The organism is Actinomarinicola tropica (assembly GCF_009650215.1).
GTDB classification, from domain to species: Bacteria; Actinomycetota; Acidimicrobiia; order Acidimicrobiales; family SKKL01; genus Actinomarinicola; species Actinomarinicola tropica.
Map to the genome: position 1 here is coordinate 2,580,307 of NZ_CP045851.1, position 15,081 is coordinate 2,595,387.

Genomic DNA, 15,081 nt, shown 5'->3' on the forward strand with positions numbered 1-15,081 from the left:
GTCTGCCCGCTGGCACTCAGGCGGTCGCGGTGTCCGACGGGCGGGCGACCTCACCGGTGGGCGCGGTGGGGGCCATCAGCTCGACGATCGCGGCCCGGTCCGCGGCCGAGGGGAGGGCCCACCCTCGCTCGTACCCGTAGACCTCGCGCAGCGGTGTCGCCGACTCGAGCCCGTGGAGCAGGTCGATGTCGTCGGGGGTGAGCAGCGAGGGGTGGAGCACGCCCACCGCCTCGGAGACCTTCAGCAGGTCACGCCGCAGGGTGGCGATGTAGCGGGCCGCCCGCACCGACTTGAGCGTCGGGTCGAGCCCGCCGGCGAGCCAGGTGTTCTGGGTCGCGACCCCGGTCGGGCAGTGGTCGGTGTGGCACTTCTGGGCCTGGATGCAGCCGATGGCGAGCATCGCCTCGCGCCCGACGCTCACCGAGTCGGCACCGAGGGCGAACGCGACGAGCGCGTTGGCCGGCAGCCCGAGCTTGCCGGACCCGACGAAGGACACCTGGTCGGTGAGCCCAGCCTCGGCGAAGCGGCGGTACACCTGCGAGAACCCGAGGCGCCACGGCAGGGCGACGGCGTCGGAGAACACCAGTGGAGCGGCCCCGGTGCCGCCCTCGCCGCCGTCGATCGTGACGAAGTCGACGCCGCGGTCGGTGTCGGCCATCTGCTGCACCAGCTCGTCCCAGAACGACATCTCGCCCACCGCGGCCTTGATGCCGACCGGCAGGCCGGTGGCGTCGGCGATGCGCTCGATCCAGTCGAGCATCGAGTCGACATCGGCGAACTCCGCGTGGCGGGACGGGCTCACGCAGTCCCGGCCCATCGGGATGCCCCGGATCGCCGCGATCTCCTCGGTGATCTTCGCCGCGGGCAGCAGCCCGCCGAGCCCGGGCTTCGCGCCCTGGCTGAGCTTCACCTCGATCGCCCGCACCGGCGCCCCCGCCACCAGGTCGACCAAGCGGTCGAGGTCGAACCGCCCCTGCTCGTCGCGGCAGCCGAAGTAGGCGGTGCCGATCTGGAACACGAGGTCGCCGCCGTGGCGGTGGTGAGGGCTGATGCCGCCCTCGCCGGTGTTGTGGGTGCAGCCCGCGAGGGCGGCCCCCCGGTTGAGCGCCTCGACCGCCGGGCCCGACAGGGAGCCGAAGCTCATCCCCGAGATGTTGACGACCGAGTCGGGCCGGTAGGCGAGCCGGCGACCGCGCGCCGCACCGACGACCTTCGCGGCGGGCAGCCAGGCCTCCTCCCCCACGAGCGGGTGGCTCGGCGGCGTGACGTCGGCGAAGGTGCGGTGCTTCACCACGACGTGGCCGTCGGTGTGCTCGACGTCGTTGTCGGTGCCGAAGCCGAAGTAGTTGTTCTCGCCCTTCGACGACGTGTACACCCAGCGCCGCTGGTCCCGGCTGAAGGGGCGCTCCTCGTCGTTGCTCGTGACGATGTACTGGCGCAGCTCGGGGCCGATCCGCTCGAGCAGGTACCGACCGTGGCCGATCACCGGGAAGTTGCGGAGCAGCGCGTGGTGCCGCTGGGTCAGGTCACGGACGGCGACCGCCGCTGCGCCGGCTCCGACGGCCGCGAGTGCACGCATCCACCTCATCGCCCCAGTGTGGCCCCTCGGGACCTCGTGCGGCCCTCTCGGGAGCCGCACCACCCCGGCCGGTGCCCCGCCTCCCCATGCACCACCCTCGGGGAGCCGCACCACCCCGTGCCGTGCCCCGCCTCCCCATGGGGACGACGGCAGGGGTCACCCGGGTGCGCCCCACCCGCCGCCGCCGGGCGTCAGCATCCGCAGGACGTCGCCCGCCCGCAGCCGGACCGTGCACTTGTCGGGCAACCGTTCGGCCCGTGCCTCGTCGCCGCCGGGGACCAGCCAGTTCTCCCCCACCGCCCCCGGCGCGCCGCCGGCGAGGCCCCACGGCCGGGACACCCGTCGCTCGGTGATCAGCGACACCGTCACGTCTGTCAGCACCTGAAGGTCTCGCTCGATGCCCTCGCCCCCCGGCGCCGATCCCGCGCCACCGCTTCCCCGCCGCAACCGCTGCCGCAACACGCGCAGCGGGAACGCCCGCTCCAGCGCCTCGATGGGCGTGTTCTTGGTGTTGGTCATCGCGGTGTGGACCCCGCTCATGCCGGGACCGTGCGGCGAGCCGCCCTGACCGCCGGCGACCGTCTCGTAGTAGACCCAGCCGTCGCCACCCACCAGCAGGTTGTTCATCGTCCCCTGCGACGCTGCGCCCACCCGGGACGGGACGACCTGGGCCAGCGCGCCGAGGCACACGTCGGCGACGCGCTGGCTCACCTCGACGTTGCCGGCCCCCACCGCGGCGGGCGGGAGCGCCGCGACGATCGTGCCGGGCGGCGCGACCACCTCGACGGGGCGGAACGAACCGCCGTTCGCCGGGATCGTCGGGTCGAGCGCGGCGCGGAGCGCGAACGCCACCGAGGACACCGTGACGGCCTCGACGGCGTTGACGTTGCCCCTCGACTGCGGGGAGCTGCCGCTGAAGTCGAAGCGGATGGCGTCGCCGTCGACGGTGAGCGTGACCACGATCCGGCTCGGACGCTGCTGATCGGGCGCGGCACCGGTGGAGTCGACCACGTCCTCGAAGGTCCACGTGCCGTCGGGCAGCTCGGCGAGCGCGGCGCGCATGCGTCGCTCGCCGTACGCGATCACCTCGTCGAGCGGCGCGTCGGCGAACGCCGCCAGGCGCTCCACGCCGGTGACGTTCGCGCCGATCTGCGCGTCGAGGTCGCCGTCGCGCTCGACTGGCGTGCGCGAGTTGGCGGCCAGCAGGCGGCGCAGCCCGTCGTCGAGACGGGTCGGCGGGATCCGCAGCCCCTCCTGGTGGATCTCGGTGGCATCGGCGGGGATCGACCCCGGCGCCGCGCCGCCCACGTCGGCGTGGTGGGCCCGGTTGGCGACGAAGCCGACGAGGCGCCCGTCGACGATGCACGGCGCGACGAGCGTGATGTCGTTCAGGTGCGTCCCGCCGGCGAAGGGGTCGTTGAGCACGATCTGCTCGCCGGGGCTCCAGTCGCCGCCGAACGCGTCGATCGCGGCCCGGACGCTCGCCGGCATCGAGCCGAGGTGCACGGGGATGTGCTCGGCCTGGACGAGCAGCTCGCCCGCGGGGCCGAACAGCGCCGCCGAGCAGTCGGCGCGCTCCTTGATGTTGGGGCTGAACGCCGCCCGGCGCAGCACCGCGCCCATCTCCTCGGCCACACCGGTGAGCCCGGAGACGAGGACCTGGAGCGCCGCGGGATCGAGGCTCACGACCGCCTCCGGATCACGAGCGCACCGGCGGCTCCGTCGCGGGCCACCCACCCGGCCGGCACCCAGATCGTGCAGTCGTCCTCGGCGATCGACGCCGGGCCGACGACCTCGCCACCGTCCAGGCGGCGGGGAGCCGGCAGCGACGCCGGGTCGACGGCCGGCTCCGCCCGGGCGGTCGCCCGCAGCGCGATGACCTCGACGTCGGCACCGGGCCGGGCGTAGCCGTTGCGGCGGCGGTGCTCCTCCGCGAAGTCGGCGACGGTGGGAACCGTGATCTCGTGGCTCTGCCCCGCGTAGCGGCAGTCGACCGCCACGCTCACCGCCGCGCCCGCCCCGACGAGCGCGGCAGCGTCCTCGGCGAGCTCGGCGAGCGCGGCGTCCAACCCGTCGTGGTCGAGCGGCGTGGGCCACGAGCGGACGAGGTCGCGCTGGAGCGGCGCGGTGAGGATCCCGACCGCCGACAGCACGCCGGCCCGGGCCGGGACCACGACGGCCTCCATGCCGAGGGCATCGGCGAGGGCGCAGGCGTGGAGCGGCCCCGCGCCGCCGAAGGCGACGAGTGCGAGCGCTCGGGGGTCGACACCACGCTCGACGGTGACGGCGCGCAGCGCCCGCTCCATGTTGGCGTCGACGACGTCGATGACGCCCTGCGCCGTGACCCCGGCGGCGTCGAGCGCCGCGCGGGCGAGGTCCGGGCGCAGCGCCATGCCGCCCATCGAGGCGCCGGGCGGGATGCGGCCGGCGACCAGGTCGGCGTCGGTCACCGTCGGCTCGGTGCCGCCGCGGCCGTAGCACGCGGGCCCGGGCTCCGCGCCGGCGCTGCGCGGTCCGACGACGAGCGCCCCACCCGCGTCGATCGCGGCGATCGAGCCTCCCCCGGCGCCGATCGTCAACACGTCGAGCGACGGGAAGCGCACCGTGAACCCCGCGACCTCCCGAGCGGCGGCCGGGGCCGGCCGCCCGCCGAGGACCAGGCACACGTCGGTGCTCGTCCCACCCATGTCGAACGTGACGGCGTCGTCGAAGCCGTTGGCGACAGCGGCCGCCCCCCCCCGGCGCGGACGCCGCCTGCTGGCCCGGAGAGCAGCAGGGCCGCCGGCAGCTCGGCCGCCTCGCCGGCGGGCATGAGGCCCCCGGCGGAGGTCATGACCACCACGTCGCGCGCCGCCTCGTCGAGCCCGGACAGGTACGACCGGCACAGCGGGCGCAGCGAGGCGTTGATCACCGTCGTCACGGTCCGCTCGTACTCGCGCATCTCGGGCGACACCTCGTGCGAGCAGCACACGTCGACGCCCCGCCCGGCGAGGGCAGTGGCGACGGCCTGCTCGTGCCTGGGATCCAGGTCGGCGTGGAGCAGGACGACGGCGACGGCCTCGGCCCCTTCCGGCAGCGCGGCGAGCGCGTCCGTCCGGATCGGCCGGACCTCCCGCCCCTCGGCGTCGAGCCGGCCCGGGATCTCGAACCGCCAGTGCCGCGGCACGAGCGGCTCGGGGCGACGAACGGCCGGGTCGTACAGCGAGGGGCGATCCTGGCGGGCGATCTCGATCACGTCGGCCAGCCCCTCCGAGGTGACGAGCACGGTGGGTGCGCCGCGTCGCTCGAGGAGCGCGTTGGTCGCCACGGTCGTGCCGTGCGCCAGGAGCGACGGGTCGTCGACCCCGAGGGTGGTGAGCCCCGCCCGGACCGCGGCGCCGGGGTCGGCACGCTCGGAGGGCACCTTGGCGATGCGACCGTCGTCGGTGACGAGGTCCGTGAACGTGCCTCCCGTGTCGGAACCGACCCGCATGGACGAGACCGTAGGCGAGGGGCACCCGACCGGACGGCCGCGAGGCGGCGCGGTGGCTCAGTCGCCGTCGGGGTGGATGCTGCGCGTCTCCGTCCGGCGGTCGCGCCGGTCGATCCAGTCGCTCAGGTACGCCTTGGGCAGCGTCTTGATCACCGCGAGGGTGACGAAGGCGACGGTGTTGATCGAGACGAAGGTGCTGAGGTCACCGAACCACTTCGTCTCCATGAGGTCCTCGGAGAAGAGGATGCCGGCGAGCACGCCCCACGAGATCACGCGACCACCTCCATCGGTCGACCGCTCTCCACCCGCTCGACCCGGAGGGCGTCGGCCGCCAACTCGGGCTGGTCGCGCCGGACGTGGCCCCAGTCAGCGGTGCGAGCGAAGGTGATGTCGAGGATGCCCTTCACGTACACCACGTCGAGGAACACGTCGTAGAGCAGCTCGGGGACGATCAGGAGAGCGAGGAGGCGGGCCCGGCGCCCGCCGCTCCACACGCTGACGACCCGGTCGACGGCGAAGATCCCGCCCACGCCGATCCAGAAGGGGAACCAGATCCAGCCGTCGCTCGACAGCACCGTCAGCAGGATGAGGAGCCAGAAGGAGCTGAGCGCGATCACCGAGTAGCCGATGCCGAGCTGCTGGGCCCAGTACCGCAGCATCGACGGTGCCGGCCCGTAGGCACCGAGGTTCTCGAGCGCCCCGCGCTGCCACCGCAGCCGCTGGGTCCACAGGTGGCGCCAGGTCGGCATCAGCTCGGTGACCACTCGGCAGCGGTCGGGCGACGCCATCAGGCCACCGAGGGACTTGATCGCGAGCGTCAGCTCGTTGTCCTCGGTGAGGGCGATGACGTCGTAGACGTCCCCCTCGACCCCGGGGAGGAGGCCGCCACGGTTCGCCGCCACCGTGCGCAGGGCACGGGCCCGGAACATCGACGCCGTGCCGGTCAGCACGAACACCCGTCCACGACGCCGGCGGATCTCGCGGGAGTAGCGCACGTACTCGTTGCGCTGCAGCTGGCCGAGCAGGCCGTGGCCCTCCTCGCCGTAGAAGAGCCCGCCGATCGCCATCAGCGCCCGATCGTTCGTGAAGCGCTGGATGCCGGCCTCGAGGAAGCCGGCGTCGAGCACCGTGTCGGCGTCCATGCACATCACGACGTCGTTGTCGCCCATGTCGCCGAGCAGCCCGCGGAGGACCTGGTTGAGGGCGCCGGCCTTCTTGTGCTCGTTGCCGACCGTCACGAACACCTCGGCGCCGTGCGCACGGGCGATGTCCGCCGTGTCGTCGGTGCAGTTGTCGGCGACGACGATCACCCGGTCGGGTGCCGGCTCCTGCATCTGGAGAGAGCGGAGCGTGGCGCCGATCGACGCCGCCTCGTCGTGGGCCGGGATGAGCACCGTGACAGTGACCGGTCCGGCGTAGACGCCGCGGGTGGCCGCCATCACGACCCGTGGGGCCAGCACCTTCGTCGTGCCGTCGTTCGAGCGGCGCGAGCGGTCGAGCACGATGCGCTCGACGAGGGCCGCGGCCGCGGCGAACACCACGCCGAGCGCCACCGAGCCGACGACGGTGGCGACCGACGGCGCGCGTGGCTCGTAGCTGACGCTCCAGATGCCGAGCAGGTCGACGGTCCGGACGCCACCGGCGCTCATCACGTCGCTCGAGGAGCCGAGGGTCCAGAGCAGGACGGCGCCGCTGACCACGATGAGCGCGACGACCAGGCCGACGACGCGCCCGAGGACGCCGCTCGTCCTGCTCCTCGGCGCGGTCGGTGCCGCATCGGCGATCCACGGTCGGGTTGCCACGACCGGCCCATCGGCCGATCGGCGCGCCCGTCAAGCGACGACCGCCGCGGATGCCCGGAAACAGTCCGATCGACCCAGGGTCACACGGGGTGGCCGTTCGTACACTCGCTGCGACACGGTTGATCGGCGGATCGAGCCACGGAGCATCGGGCATGAGCAAGAGGTGGCCGTTCGGTCGCAAGCGTGACGAGGGCGAGCAGATCCACATCGCCGGGGACCAGGGCCACGGGTGGTGGGCCGATCGCGACGCGCTCGAGGCGACGATCGACCGCCGGTGGCGCCGGCAGGCCCCCGACGGCCACCCCCGTCGCCGCGCGTCCGATCGCACGGGCCACGACGCCCGGGGCGACCGCGTCGCACCGAGCCCGGGCTTCGCGCCCTCCGACGCCGGACAGCCCACCGATCGGTGGGACCCGGCGGCGCTGTTCACCGACACCGCGACGATCCGGGCCGAGAGCGCCGCGACGGCCGACGCCGACGGCGACGAGGTCCTCACGACCCGCGAGGCGGGGTCGCCGTGGTCGGCGCTCGGCCTGTCCTCGGACGCCTCCTGGGGCGAGGTCGTCCGCCGCCACCGCCAGCTCGCCAAGCGGCACCACCCGGACCGGGCGGCCCCGGACGACCCCGACGGTCGTCGCCGCGCCGAGGAGCAGATGACGGCGATCAACGCCGCGTTCCACGACCTCCGTCGGATCTACCGGCTCACGGGCAGCCGCTGAGCGACGAGGTCAGCCCGGCACCGGCGGCTCGAGGTACCACAGCTCGCCACCGAGGTGGTCCTCCAGGCTCTTGGCCAGTCGTGCCAGCGTCGGCGTCTGCCGGTCCCAGACGAGGATCGCGGCGGCGACGTTGCGGGCCAGCCAGCCGTCACGACGCGCCAGCGACGAGCCGACCTCCTGGCTGTTGCGCGGGACCTTGCGCTCGAGGGTGACGACCTCCTCGGCGCGGTCGAGCAGGTCGGCGAACCGGGTCCGCGCGTCCGCCGACCACCGCGCGTCGGGGTCGGGGTGCGGCAGCACGGCGACGAGGGGCAGCCCGAGCGAGACCGCGGCCTCCGCGCCGAGCTGCTCGGCGCCGAGCCGCAACCCGGACACCACGACGAGGTCGGGATCCATCTCCCGGCGGGCGGCGAGCACCCGCCGGAGCTCGTCGCGCACGCCGTCGGCGATCGGGTTCGGCCCGTAGCCACCGAGCTCGGGTGGCCGGTGACCGAAGACCGCGACGCCGCTCTCGGCGATCGGCGCCGCGGGCAGCCGGCCGTCCCGCCGCGCGCCGGCGCTCGGTGCCCCCACCGCACCGGTCGGGTCGGTCGGCAGCTTGGTCACGTCGGGGTGCGTGGAGCCCGAGGCGCCGAGCTGGGAGGCCGCGGCGGCGACGGCGAGTCGATCGGCGATGTCGTTGAGCGGGTCGCCCCCGTGGCCCTTCACCCACCGGAACGTGACGTCGCCGCGCTCGCGGACGAGCTCGACGAACGGCTCCCAGAGGTCGCGGTTCGCGACGGGCTCCTTCTTCGAGTTCGTCCAGCCGCGACGGATCCACCCCTCCCACCACCGGTCGCGGAAGCAGTTGACGACGTAGGTGGAGTCCGACACGACCTCGACGGGGCCGGTCGCCGCCCGCACCGCCTCGTAGGCCGCGGTGATCTCCATGCGCTGGTTGGTGGTGTGGCGGTCGGCGCCCGACGCCCACGGGCCGTCGGTGCGCACCCACGCCCAGCCGCCGGGCCCAGGGTTTCCGCTGCACGCTCCATCGGTGTACACGACCGTCGCCACAGCCGGGAGCTTCCCACAGCCGCGGGCGTCGCCTCGTCGGTACCCTGAGCCTGACCGGCGTGCCATCGACCGCGAAGGGACCCCACCCGATGATCATCGACGGCTTCGTGCACCAGCTGCCCGACACCGATCCGACCGAGACCGACGAGTGGCTCGCCTCGCTCGACGCCGTCGTGTCCACCCACGGCGCGACGAGGGCCCGCTACCTGCTGTCCAAGCTGCTGGTGCGCGCCCGTGAGCTCCAGGTCGGCGTCCCCGCCGCCGTGTCGACGCCCTACGTGAACACGATCCCGCCCGAGCAGGAGCCGTGGTTCCCCGGCGACGAGGAGATCGAGCGCCGCATCCGGGCGATGATCCGCTGGAACGCCGCGGTGATGGTCGTGAAGGCCAACCACGCCGCCGAGGGCATCGGTGGGCACCTGTCGACGTTCGCGTCCTCCGCCGCCCTCTACGAGGTCGGCTTCAACCACTTCTTCCGCGGCAAGGAGGACGGGCTCCCCGGCGACCAGGTCTACATCCAGGGCCACGCCGCGCCCGGCATCTACGCCCGCGCCTTCCTCGAGGGTCGCCTCACCGAGGCCGAGCTCGACCGCTTCCGCCGCGAGATCGGGGGCGGCGGACTGTCGAGCTACCCCCACCCCCGCCTGATGCCGGACTTCTGGGAGTACCCGACCGTCTCGATGGGCCTCGGTCCCATCAACTCGATCTACCAGGCCCGCTTCAACCGCTACCTGCACGACCGGCGCATCGACGACGCCACCGAGAGCCGCGTCTGGTGCTTCCTCGGCGACGGCGAGGTCGACGAGCCCGAGACGCTCGGGTCGATCTCGCTCGCCGCGCGCGAGGGCCTCGACAACCTCACCTGGGTCATCAACTGCAACCTCCAGCGCCTCGACGGGCCGGTCCGGGGCAACGGCAAGATCATCCAGGAGCTCGAGGCGATCTTCCGTGGCGCGGGCTGGAACGTCATCAAGGTGATCTGGGGCTCCCGGTGGGACGAGCTGCTCGCCCGCGACGTCGACGGCGTGCTCCTCAACAAGATGAACACCACCGTCGACGGCGACTTCCAGCGCTACGCCGTCGAGGACGGCTCCTACACCCGTGAGCACTTCTTCGGGCCCGACCCTCGGCTGCGGAAGATGGTCGAGCACCTCTCCGACGAGGAGATCCGCAACCTTCCCCGCGGCGGCCACGACTACCGCAAGCTGTACGCCGCCTACCGCGCGGCGACCGAGACGACCGGCGCGCCGACGGTCATCCTCGCCAAGACGATCAAGGGCTGGACCCTCGGCCCCGACGTCGAGGGCCGCAACGCCACCCACCAGATCAAGAAGATGACCGACGAGCAGCTCATGCGGCTGCGCACCCGCCTCCACCTCGAGGACCTCATCCCGGAGGACGCGCTGGCGGAGGGCACCGAACCGCCCTACATCCGGCCGCCCGAGGGCTCCGACGAGCTGGCCTACATCCGCGACCGGCGCACCGCGCTCGACGGGCCGCTCCCGTCGCGGCCCCGGTTCACCCGCCGCAAGCTCACCCCGCCGTCCGCAGCGCCGTTCGACGAGCTGTTCGCCGGGTCGGGCAAGCAGGAGGTCTCGACGACCACGGCGTTCACCCGCCTGCTCCGCAACCTCATGCGCGACGGCGACTTCGGCGACCGGGTCGTGCCGATCATCCCCGACGAGGCGCGCACGTTCGGCATGGACGCCATGTTCCGCGAGTTCAAGATCTACGCGTCGAAGGGCCAGCTCTACGAGCCGGTCGACGCCCAGCTGCTGCTCTCCTACACCGAGGGCAAGGACGGGCAGATCCTCGAGGAGGGCATCACCGAGGCCGGCTCGATGGCCAGCTTCACCGCGGCGGCGACCGCCTACTCCAACCTCGGCGTGCCGGTGGTGCCGTTCTTCACCTTCTACTCGATGTTCGGGTTCCAGCGGGTCGGCGACCTCATCTGGGCCGCGTCCGACGCCCGGGCGCGCGGGTTCCTGCTCGGCGCCACGGCCGGTCGCACCACGCTGCTCGGCGAGGGGCTCCAGCACCAGGACGGCCACTCCCTCGTGCTCGCGTCCACCGTGCCCACGGTGCGCGCCTACGACCCGGCGTTCGCGTACGAGATGGCGGTGATCATCCGCCACGGCATCGACCGGATGTACGGCCAGGGCGAGGGTGGCGACGACGTCATGTACTACCTGACGCTCTACAACGAGAACTACGCCATGCCCACCAAGCCCGACGACGCCGACGTCGACGCCGGCATCATCGAGGGCCTCTACCGGTGGGCGCCGGCACCCGACGGCCCGTCCCGCTCGGCGTCGATCGTCTTCTCCGGCTCGATGCAGGGTGGGGCCCGCCAGGCCCAGGCCGAGCTCGCCGAGCACTACGACGTGGGCGCCGACCTGTGGAGCGCGACGTCGTTCAAGACGCTCCGCGAGGAGGCGCTGTCCGCCGAGCGGTGGAACCGCCTGCACCCGGGCGAGGAGGGCCGCACGCCGCGGGTCACGCAGCTGCTCGGCGAGGGCGACGGGCCGATCGTGGCCGTCACCGACCACATGACGATGGTCCCCGACCAGGTCGGCCGTTGGATGCCCCGCACCTTCGTGCCCCTCGGCACCGACGGCTTCGGGCGCAGCGACACCCGCGAGGCGCTGCGGCGGTTCTTCGAGGTCGACGCCGGCCACATCGTGGTGGCGACGCTGTGGGGGCTGGCACGGGACGGCAAGGTCGACGCCTCGGCGGTCGACGACGCCATCCGCCGCTACGACATCGATCCCGACGCGGGCGATCCCCGCACGACCTGGCCGGAGGCCTGAGGTGGCGACGACCGAGCCCTCGATCCCCATCACCGGGGATCCCGATGCCGACCAGCTGCTCGTCGACGACCCGTTCGCCCTCGTCGTCGGCATGCTGCTCGACCAGCAGGTCTCGATGGAGACCGCCTTCGCCGGCCCCTCGAAGCTGAAGGCCCGGCTCGGGGACCGCTTCACCGCCGAGGCCGTCGCGGCGATGGACCCCGACGAGTTCGAGGCGGTCTGCCGGGAGAAGCCGGCGATCCACCGGTTCCCGAAGGCCATGGGCGCCCGCATCCACGAGATGGCCCGCCACGTGGTCGAGCGCTACGACGGCGACCCCGCCGCCATCTGGACCGGCGTCGACGACGGCGACGAGCTGAAGGACCGCGTGTCGGCCCTGCCCGGCTTCGGCGAGGAGAAGACGAAGATCTTCATCGCCCTGCTCGCCAAGCGGCTGGGCGTCCGGCCCACGGGCTGGGAGGCGGCCGCCGCGCCGTTCTCGGACGACGTCCCCCGCTCGATCGCCGACGTCGGGTCGCCCCAGACCCTCCTCGAGGTGCGGGAGTGGAAGCGGGCCCAGAAGGCGGCGGGGAAGTCCAAGCAGGACTGAGGTTCCCGCAGGGTTGAGCCGCGGGCCCGCGGGGGTAGCCCGCGGCCATGTCTCCCGCGCAGCCAGAGGTCCACCGCAGCGGCCGCACCCCGCTCGACCCCGACCACGCCGACACCCAGGTCGAGGTGGAGCACCGGGCACCACGCGACGAGCCCGGAGGCGGCCCCGTGCCCGAGGACAACCGCCCGGGCCACCACCCCGACCACGAGCAGGACAAGCCCGACCTCGACGAGTTCGCGGCCAAGTTCGGCACCGCACCCTCCGAGGAGGGCGGCGACGAACCGGGCGACGGCTCCGAGTCGGCGACCGATCGCGAGGCTGCGTCCACCTCCCCGGTGGACCGTGGCCGCTCGGCCCTCGAGACGGCCGCGTCGGTCGTGTCGGGCGGCATCTCCGCCGGGGCCGCCGTCGCCGGTCCGCTGGTCAGCGGGGCACGAGGCCTCGTCGAGCGCCTCGCCGAGAAGAAGCGGCACAGCGACACCTCCTCGTCAGAGGGCGACGCCGATCGCATCGCCCGGCTGGAGTCGCGGGTTGCCGACCTCGAGCGCCAGCTGCGCGAGCGCTGATCGGGCGCCTCGCGCGCGTCAGCGCGCCAGGGGCGCCACCGTGGCGCCGCTGACCTCGACGAGCCGTTGCGGCGCGATCGCGAACACGTGGTTCCACGTGCCGGCAGCCGCCCACACCTCGTCGTAGCCGAGCAGGTCCTCGTCGAGGTAGGTGTCGAGCGGCTGCGCGTGGCCGAACGGCGGCACGCCACCGATCGGGTAGCCGGTCCCGGCGCGGACCCGGTCCGCGTCGACGCGCTCGACCGCCGCGCCGCCGGCCACGGCGGAGAGCTTCGACTCGTCGAGCTGGTTCGCGCCGCTGACGAGGGCCACGACCAGATCGGGGCCGTGACCGAAGATGAGCGACTTCACGATCTGGCCGACCTCGACGCCGATCGCCGCAGCGGCCTCCGCCGCGGTGCGCGTGCCGTCGGGGAACTCACGGATCTCGACGTCGAGGCCCTGCTCGGTGGCGGCGGCGACGACCCGTCGGACGTTGGGATGGGGCATGCCGTGAGTGTGGCAGCCTGAGCGCATGGTCGACGTCCCCGACGAGATCGAGCTCACCGCGCCGCAGGCCCGCGTGCTCGGATCGCTGATCGAGAAGGCCGCCACCACGCCCGACGCCTACCCGCTCACGCTGAAGGCGCTGACGACGGCGTGCAACCAGACCTCGAGCCGCGACCCGGTCGTCGACTACGAGCCCCAGCTGGTGGAGACGACGGTCCTCGCCCTCAAGGCCAAGGGTCTCGCCCGTGTCGTCCACCCGGGTGCGGGCGAGCGGGCCACGAAGTACCGCCACGTGGCCCACGAGGCGCTCGAGCTCGGTCCCGCCGAGCTCGCGGTCCTCGCGGTGCTGCTCCTGCGCGGCGCCCAGACGGTGAGCGAGCTGCGCACCCGCACCGAGCGCCTGCACGGCTTCGCCTCGGCCGACGAGGTCGAGTCGACCCTCGAACGGATGGCCGCCTGGCCGGGGCGCCCGCTCGTGGTGCGCGTGGAGCGCCAGCCGGGTCAGAAGGAGGCCCGCTGGATCCAGCTGCTCGAGGCCGACGTCGAGGGTCGCGCCGCGGCGTCGGCGACGGCCGGCACCGCCGGCGGCGTGGCCGGACGCAGCGGACGGGTGGAGGAGCTCGAGCAGCGCGTGGCGCGGCTCGAGCAGCGCGTCGCCCAGCTGGTCGAGGCGCTCGGCGACCTCGTCGAGCTGCCCGCCGACGCCCCGTCCGACTAGCCGGCCCGGAGCGTCAGCCGGTGCGCGCGGCGGACCCGCCGTGGCGGTGGCGCTGGCGGTCGAGCCACCCGAGCAGCACGGCGATCGCTCGGGGGTCGTGACGCAGCTGGTGCCCGGCGCCGCCGATGATCCGCAGGTCGGCCGAGCCGTGGGCGTCGGAGTTCACCCGGGCGTCGAAGACGGGGACGGAGTCGTCGTCGGACCCATGGACGACGAGCAGCGGGCGCGGCGCCAGCTGGGTGGCGCAGGCGACGGCCCTGATCTCCTTCAGCTCGCGCGCCCACCGGTCGACGGAGGCCGGGAAGTCAGGATCGCTGATGGCGCTCTGCTCCCGTGCGTGGTCGAGCAGGCGACGGGGGTGGCTCGCCCAGTCGTCGAAGTCCGCCGGCGCGCCGAGGGCGGCCACGCCGCGCACAGCCGGATCGCTCGCGGCGGCGCAGATCGACAGCGCGCCACCGGTGCCGAACCCCGCGGCCCAGACGCCACCGACCCGCTCGTGGTGGTGCAGCTCCTGGAAGGCGGCTCGGGTGTCGCTCAGCCAACCGGCCATCGAGAAGTTGCCCTGCGACCGGCCGCACCCGCGGTAGGTGAAGCACAGCGCCGCCCACCCCATCTCGTTGGCCAGGCGGTCGGCCAGCTCGGGGTAGGTGCGCGCCGAGTTGGCGCCGCCGCCGATGCCGGCGGGGAACCCGTGGCAGATGACGAGGCCGGGGACGGGCCGGGTGCTGGTGCCGGGCGGCAGCGCCAGGTGGCCGACCAGCTCGTTGCCGTCGACGGTGAACCGGTGCTCGGTCACTCGACGGCCGCGGCGTGGCCCCTCCAGAGTCGGTACCCGCGGTTGCGGGCCTCGGCGAGGGTGTCGGGCCCGAACCCGAGGTACTGCTCCGAGTCCATCAGCTCCTCGATGATCTCGGGGTCGACGTCGTCGGCGTCGAGGTCGTAGACGACCTGGATCCGCTTGTCACCGACGAAGCGGTGGTGCTCGTACCGGGTGGGGCGTTCCATGCCCGGAGCATACGGCGGCACGGACAGCGGGCCGAACCGGTCCGACGTCCGCCCGGCGGCACGCGAAGAGGGGAGGCGACGGTGCGCCTCCCCTCTCCTGTTCGTACTGGTTGAACCCGGAACGACGTTGGCTACCGAGCGGGACCAGTTCCCGGCCGTCAGCTCCGAGGGTGGATGGCGTGTACTCGCCAGGGGTCCAGCGGGCCGTCTAGCGGCCAGCCACCTCCGAGGTCCCAGACAGCATGTGATGACTCAGCTGGACCACCTCCTTTCTTCGGT

Annotated in this window: 15 protein-coding genes; 5 read left to right on the forward strand and 10 right to left on the reverse strand. The window is 73.5% G+C overall.

The window, feature by feature from the left end:
* Positions 1-16 precede the first annotated feature (16 nt).
* The 6 genes from GH723_RS12690 to GH723_RS12710 form a co-directional block, all read right to left on the reverse strand.
* On the reverse strand, positions 17-1,588 hold the full coding sequence (locus GH723_RS12690; RefSeq protein WP_153759993.1) for an FMN-binding glutamate synthase family protein: 1,572 nt from the start codon (positions 1,586-1,588) through the stop codon (positions 17-19).
* A gap of 147 nt (positions 1,589-1,735) precedes the next feature.
* Positions 1,736-3,265, reverse strand: a complete 1,530-nt coding sequence (locus tag GH723_RS12695) for a hydantoinase B/oxoprolinase family protein (RefSeq protein WP_153759994.1) — start codon at positions 3,263-3,265, stop codon at positions 1,736-1,738.
* Positions 3,262-4,266 carry a hydantoinase/oxoprolinase family protein gene (locus GH723_RS18865; RefSeq protein ID WP_229022816.1) on the reverse strand — a complete coding sequence of 335 codons (1,005 nt, stop codon included), beginning with the start codon at positions 4,264-4,266 and terminating at the stop codon, positions 3,262-3,264. Before GH723_RS18865 ends, GH723_RS12695 begins: the two co-directional genes overlap by 4 nt.
* Positions 4,155-5,051 (reverse strand): hydantoinase/oxoprolinase N-terminal domain-containing protein, encoded by an 897-nt coding sequence (locus GH723_RS18870; RefSeq protein ID WP_229022817.1) that lies wholly within the window; start codon positions 5,049-5,051, stop codon positions 4,155-4,157. The genes GH723_RS18865 and GH723_RS18870 overlap by 112 nt, the downstream gene beginning before the upstream one ends.
* 57 nt (positions 5,052-5,108) lie before the next feature.
* Positions 5,109-5,324 (reverse strand): hypothetical protein, encoded by a 216-nt coding sequence (locus tag GH723_RS12705; RefSeq protein WP_229022818.1) that lies wholly within the window; start codon positions 5,322-5,324, stop codon positions 5,109-5,111.
* On the reverse strand, positions 5,321-6,853 hold the full coding sequence (locus GH723_RS12710) for a glycosyltransferase (RefSeq protein WP_229022819.1): 1,533 nt from the start codon (positions 6,851-6,853) through the stop codon (positions 5,321-5,323). The genes GH723_RS12705 and GH723_RS12710 overlap by 4 nt, the downstream gene beginning before the upstream one ends.
* Positions 6,854-7,005: 152 nt before the next feature.
* Between GH723_RS12710 and GH723_RS12715 the strand changes: the two genes are divergently transcribed.
* Complete coding sequence (locus tag GH723_RS12715; RefSeq protein ID WP_195210282.1) at positions 7,006-7,572, forward strand: J domain-containing protein; 567 nt, start codon at positions 7,006-7,008, stop codon at positions 7,570-7,572.
* Positions 7,573-7,581: 9 nt separating this feature from the next.
* Here GH723_RS12715 and GH723_RS18520 read toward each other — a convergent pair whose 3' ends face one another.
* Positions 7,582-8,691 carry an RNase H family protein gene (locus GH723_RS18520; protein WP_195210283.1) on the reverse strand — a complete coding sequence of 370 codons (1,110 nt, stop codon included), beginning with the start codon at positions 8,689-8,691 and terminating at the stop codon, positions 7,582-7,584.
* 23 nt (positions 8,692-8,714) lie between these two features.
* Here GH723_RS18520 and aceE point away from each other — a divergent pair, with 23 nt between their 5' ends.
* From aceE to GH723_RS12735, 3 genes are read left to right on the forward strand one after another with little or no spacing between them, the layout of a single operon-like run.
* Positions 8,715-11,435 (forward strand): pyruvate dehydrogenase (acetyl-transferring), homodimeric type, encoded by a 2,721-nt coding sequence (aceE, locus tag GH723_RS12725; RefSeq protein WP_153761204.1) that lies wholly within the window; start codon positions 8,715-8,717, stop codon positions 11,433-11,435.
* 1 nt (position 11,436) lies between these two features.
* Positions 11,437-12,024, forward strand: a complete 588-nt coding sequence (locus GH723_RS12730) for an HhH-GPD-type base excision DNA repair protein (RefSeq protein WP_153759996.1) — start codon at positions 11,437-11,439, stop codon at positions 12,022-12,024.
* Positions 12,025-12,071: 47 nt separating this feature from the next.
* Positions 12,072-12,590: a hypothetical protein gene (locus tag GH723_RS12735; RefSeq protein WP_153759997.1), complete on the forward strand. Its 519-nt coding sequence runs from the start codon at positions 12,072-12,074 to the stop codon at positions 12,588-12,590.
* Between the two features lie 18 nt (positions 12,591-12,608).
* Here GH723_RS12735 and GH723_RS12740 read toward each other — a convergent pair whose 3' ends face one another.
* Positions 12,609-13,079 (reverse strand): YbaK/EbsC family protein, encoded by a 471-nt coding sequence (locus tag GH723_RS12740; protein WP_153759998.1) that lies wholly within the window; start codon positions 13,077-13,079, stop codon positions 12,609-12,611.
* Between the two features lie 25 nt (positions 13,080-13,104).
* On the opposite strand from GH723_RS12740, the gene GH723_RS12745 reads away from it, so the two are divergent.
* The gene (locus GH723_RS12745) at positions 13,105-13,797 is read left to right on the forward strand and encodes a YceH family protein (RefSeq protein WP_153759999.1); all 693 of its coding nucleotides are present in this window, start codon (positions 13,105-13,107) and stop codon (positions 13,795-13,797) included.
* A 13-nt stretch (positions 13,798-13,810) separates the two neighbouring features.
* On the opposite strand, the gene GH723_RS12750 is transcribed toward GH723_RS12745, so the two are convergent.
* Together GH723_RS12750 and GH723_RS12755 are read right to left on the reverse strand one after the other, a co-directional pair.
* On the reverse strand, positions 13,811-14,593 hold the full coding sequence (locus GH723_RS12750) for an alpha/beta hydrolase (protein ID WP_195210284.1): 783 nt from the start codon (positions 14,591-14,593) through the stop codon (positions 13,811-13,813).
* Positions 14,590-14,802: a hypothetical protein gene (locus GH723_RS12755; protein ID WP_153760001.1), complete on the reverse strand. Its 213-nt coding sequence runs from the start codon at positions 14,800-14,802 to the stop codon at positions 14,590-14,592. Before GH723_RS12755 ends, GH723_RS12750 begins: the two co-directional genes overlap by 4 nt.
* Between the last annotated feature and the right edge of the window lie 279 nt (positions 14,803-15,081).

Coding starts and splice junctions, on each gene's coding strand:
- GH723_RS12690 (WP_153759993.1), bottom strand. CDS start 1,588: ATGAGGTGGATGCGTGCACTCGCGGCCGTCGGAGCCGGCGCAGCGGCG.
- GH723_RS18865 (WP_229022816.1), bottom strand. CDS start 4,266: ATGGGTGGGACGAGCACCGACGTGTGCCTGGTCCTCGGCGGGCGGCCG.
- GH723_RS18870 (WP_229022817.1), bottom strand. CDS start 5,051: ATGCGGGTCGGTTCCGACACGGGAGGCACGTTCACGGACCTCGTCACC.
- GH723_RS12715 (WP_195210282.1), top strand. CDS start 7,006: ATGAGCAAGAGGTGGCCGTTCGGTCGCAAGCGTGACGAGGGCGAGCAG.
- GH723_RS18520 (WP_195210283.1), bottom strand. CDS start 8,691: ATGGCACGCCGGTCAGGCTCAGGGTACCGACGAGGCGACGCCCGCGGC.
- aceE (WP_153761204.1), top strand. CDS start 8,715: ATGATCATCGACGGCTTCGTGCACCAGCTGCCCGACACCGATCCGACC.
- GH723_RS12735 (WP_153759997.1), top strand. CDS start 12,072: ATGTCTCCCGCGCAGCCAGAGGTCCACCGCAGCGGCCGCACCCCGCTC.
- GH723_RS12740 (WP_153759998.1), bottom strand. CDS start 13,079: ATGCCCCATCCCAACGTCCGACGGGTCGTCGCCGCCGCCACCGAGCAG.
- GH723_RS12745 (WP_153759999.1), top strand. CDS start 13,105: ATGGTCGACGTCCCCGACGAGATCGAGCTCACCGCGCCGCAGGCCCGC.
- GH723_RS12755 (WP_153760001.1), bottom strand. CDS start 14,802: ATGGAACGCCCCACCCGGTACGAGCACCACCGCTTCGTCGGTGACAAG.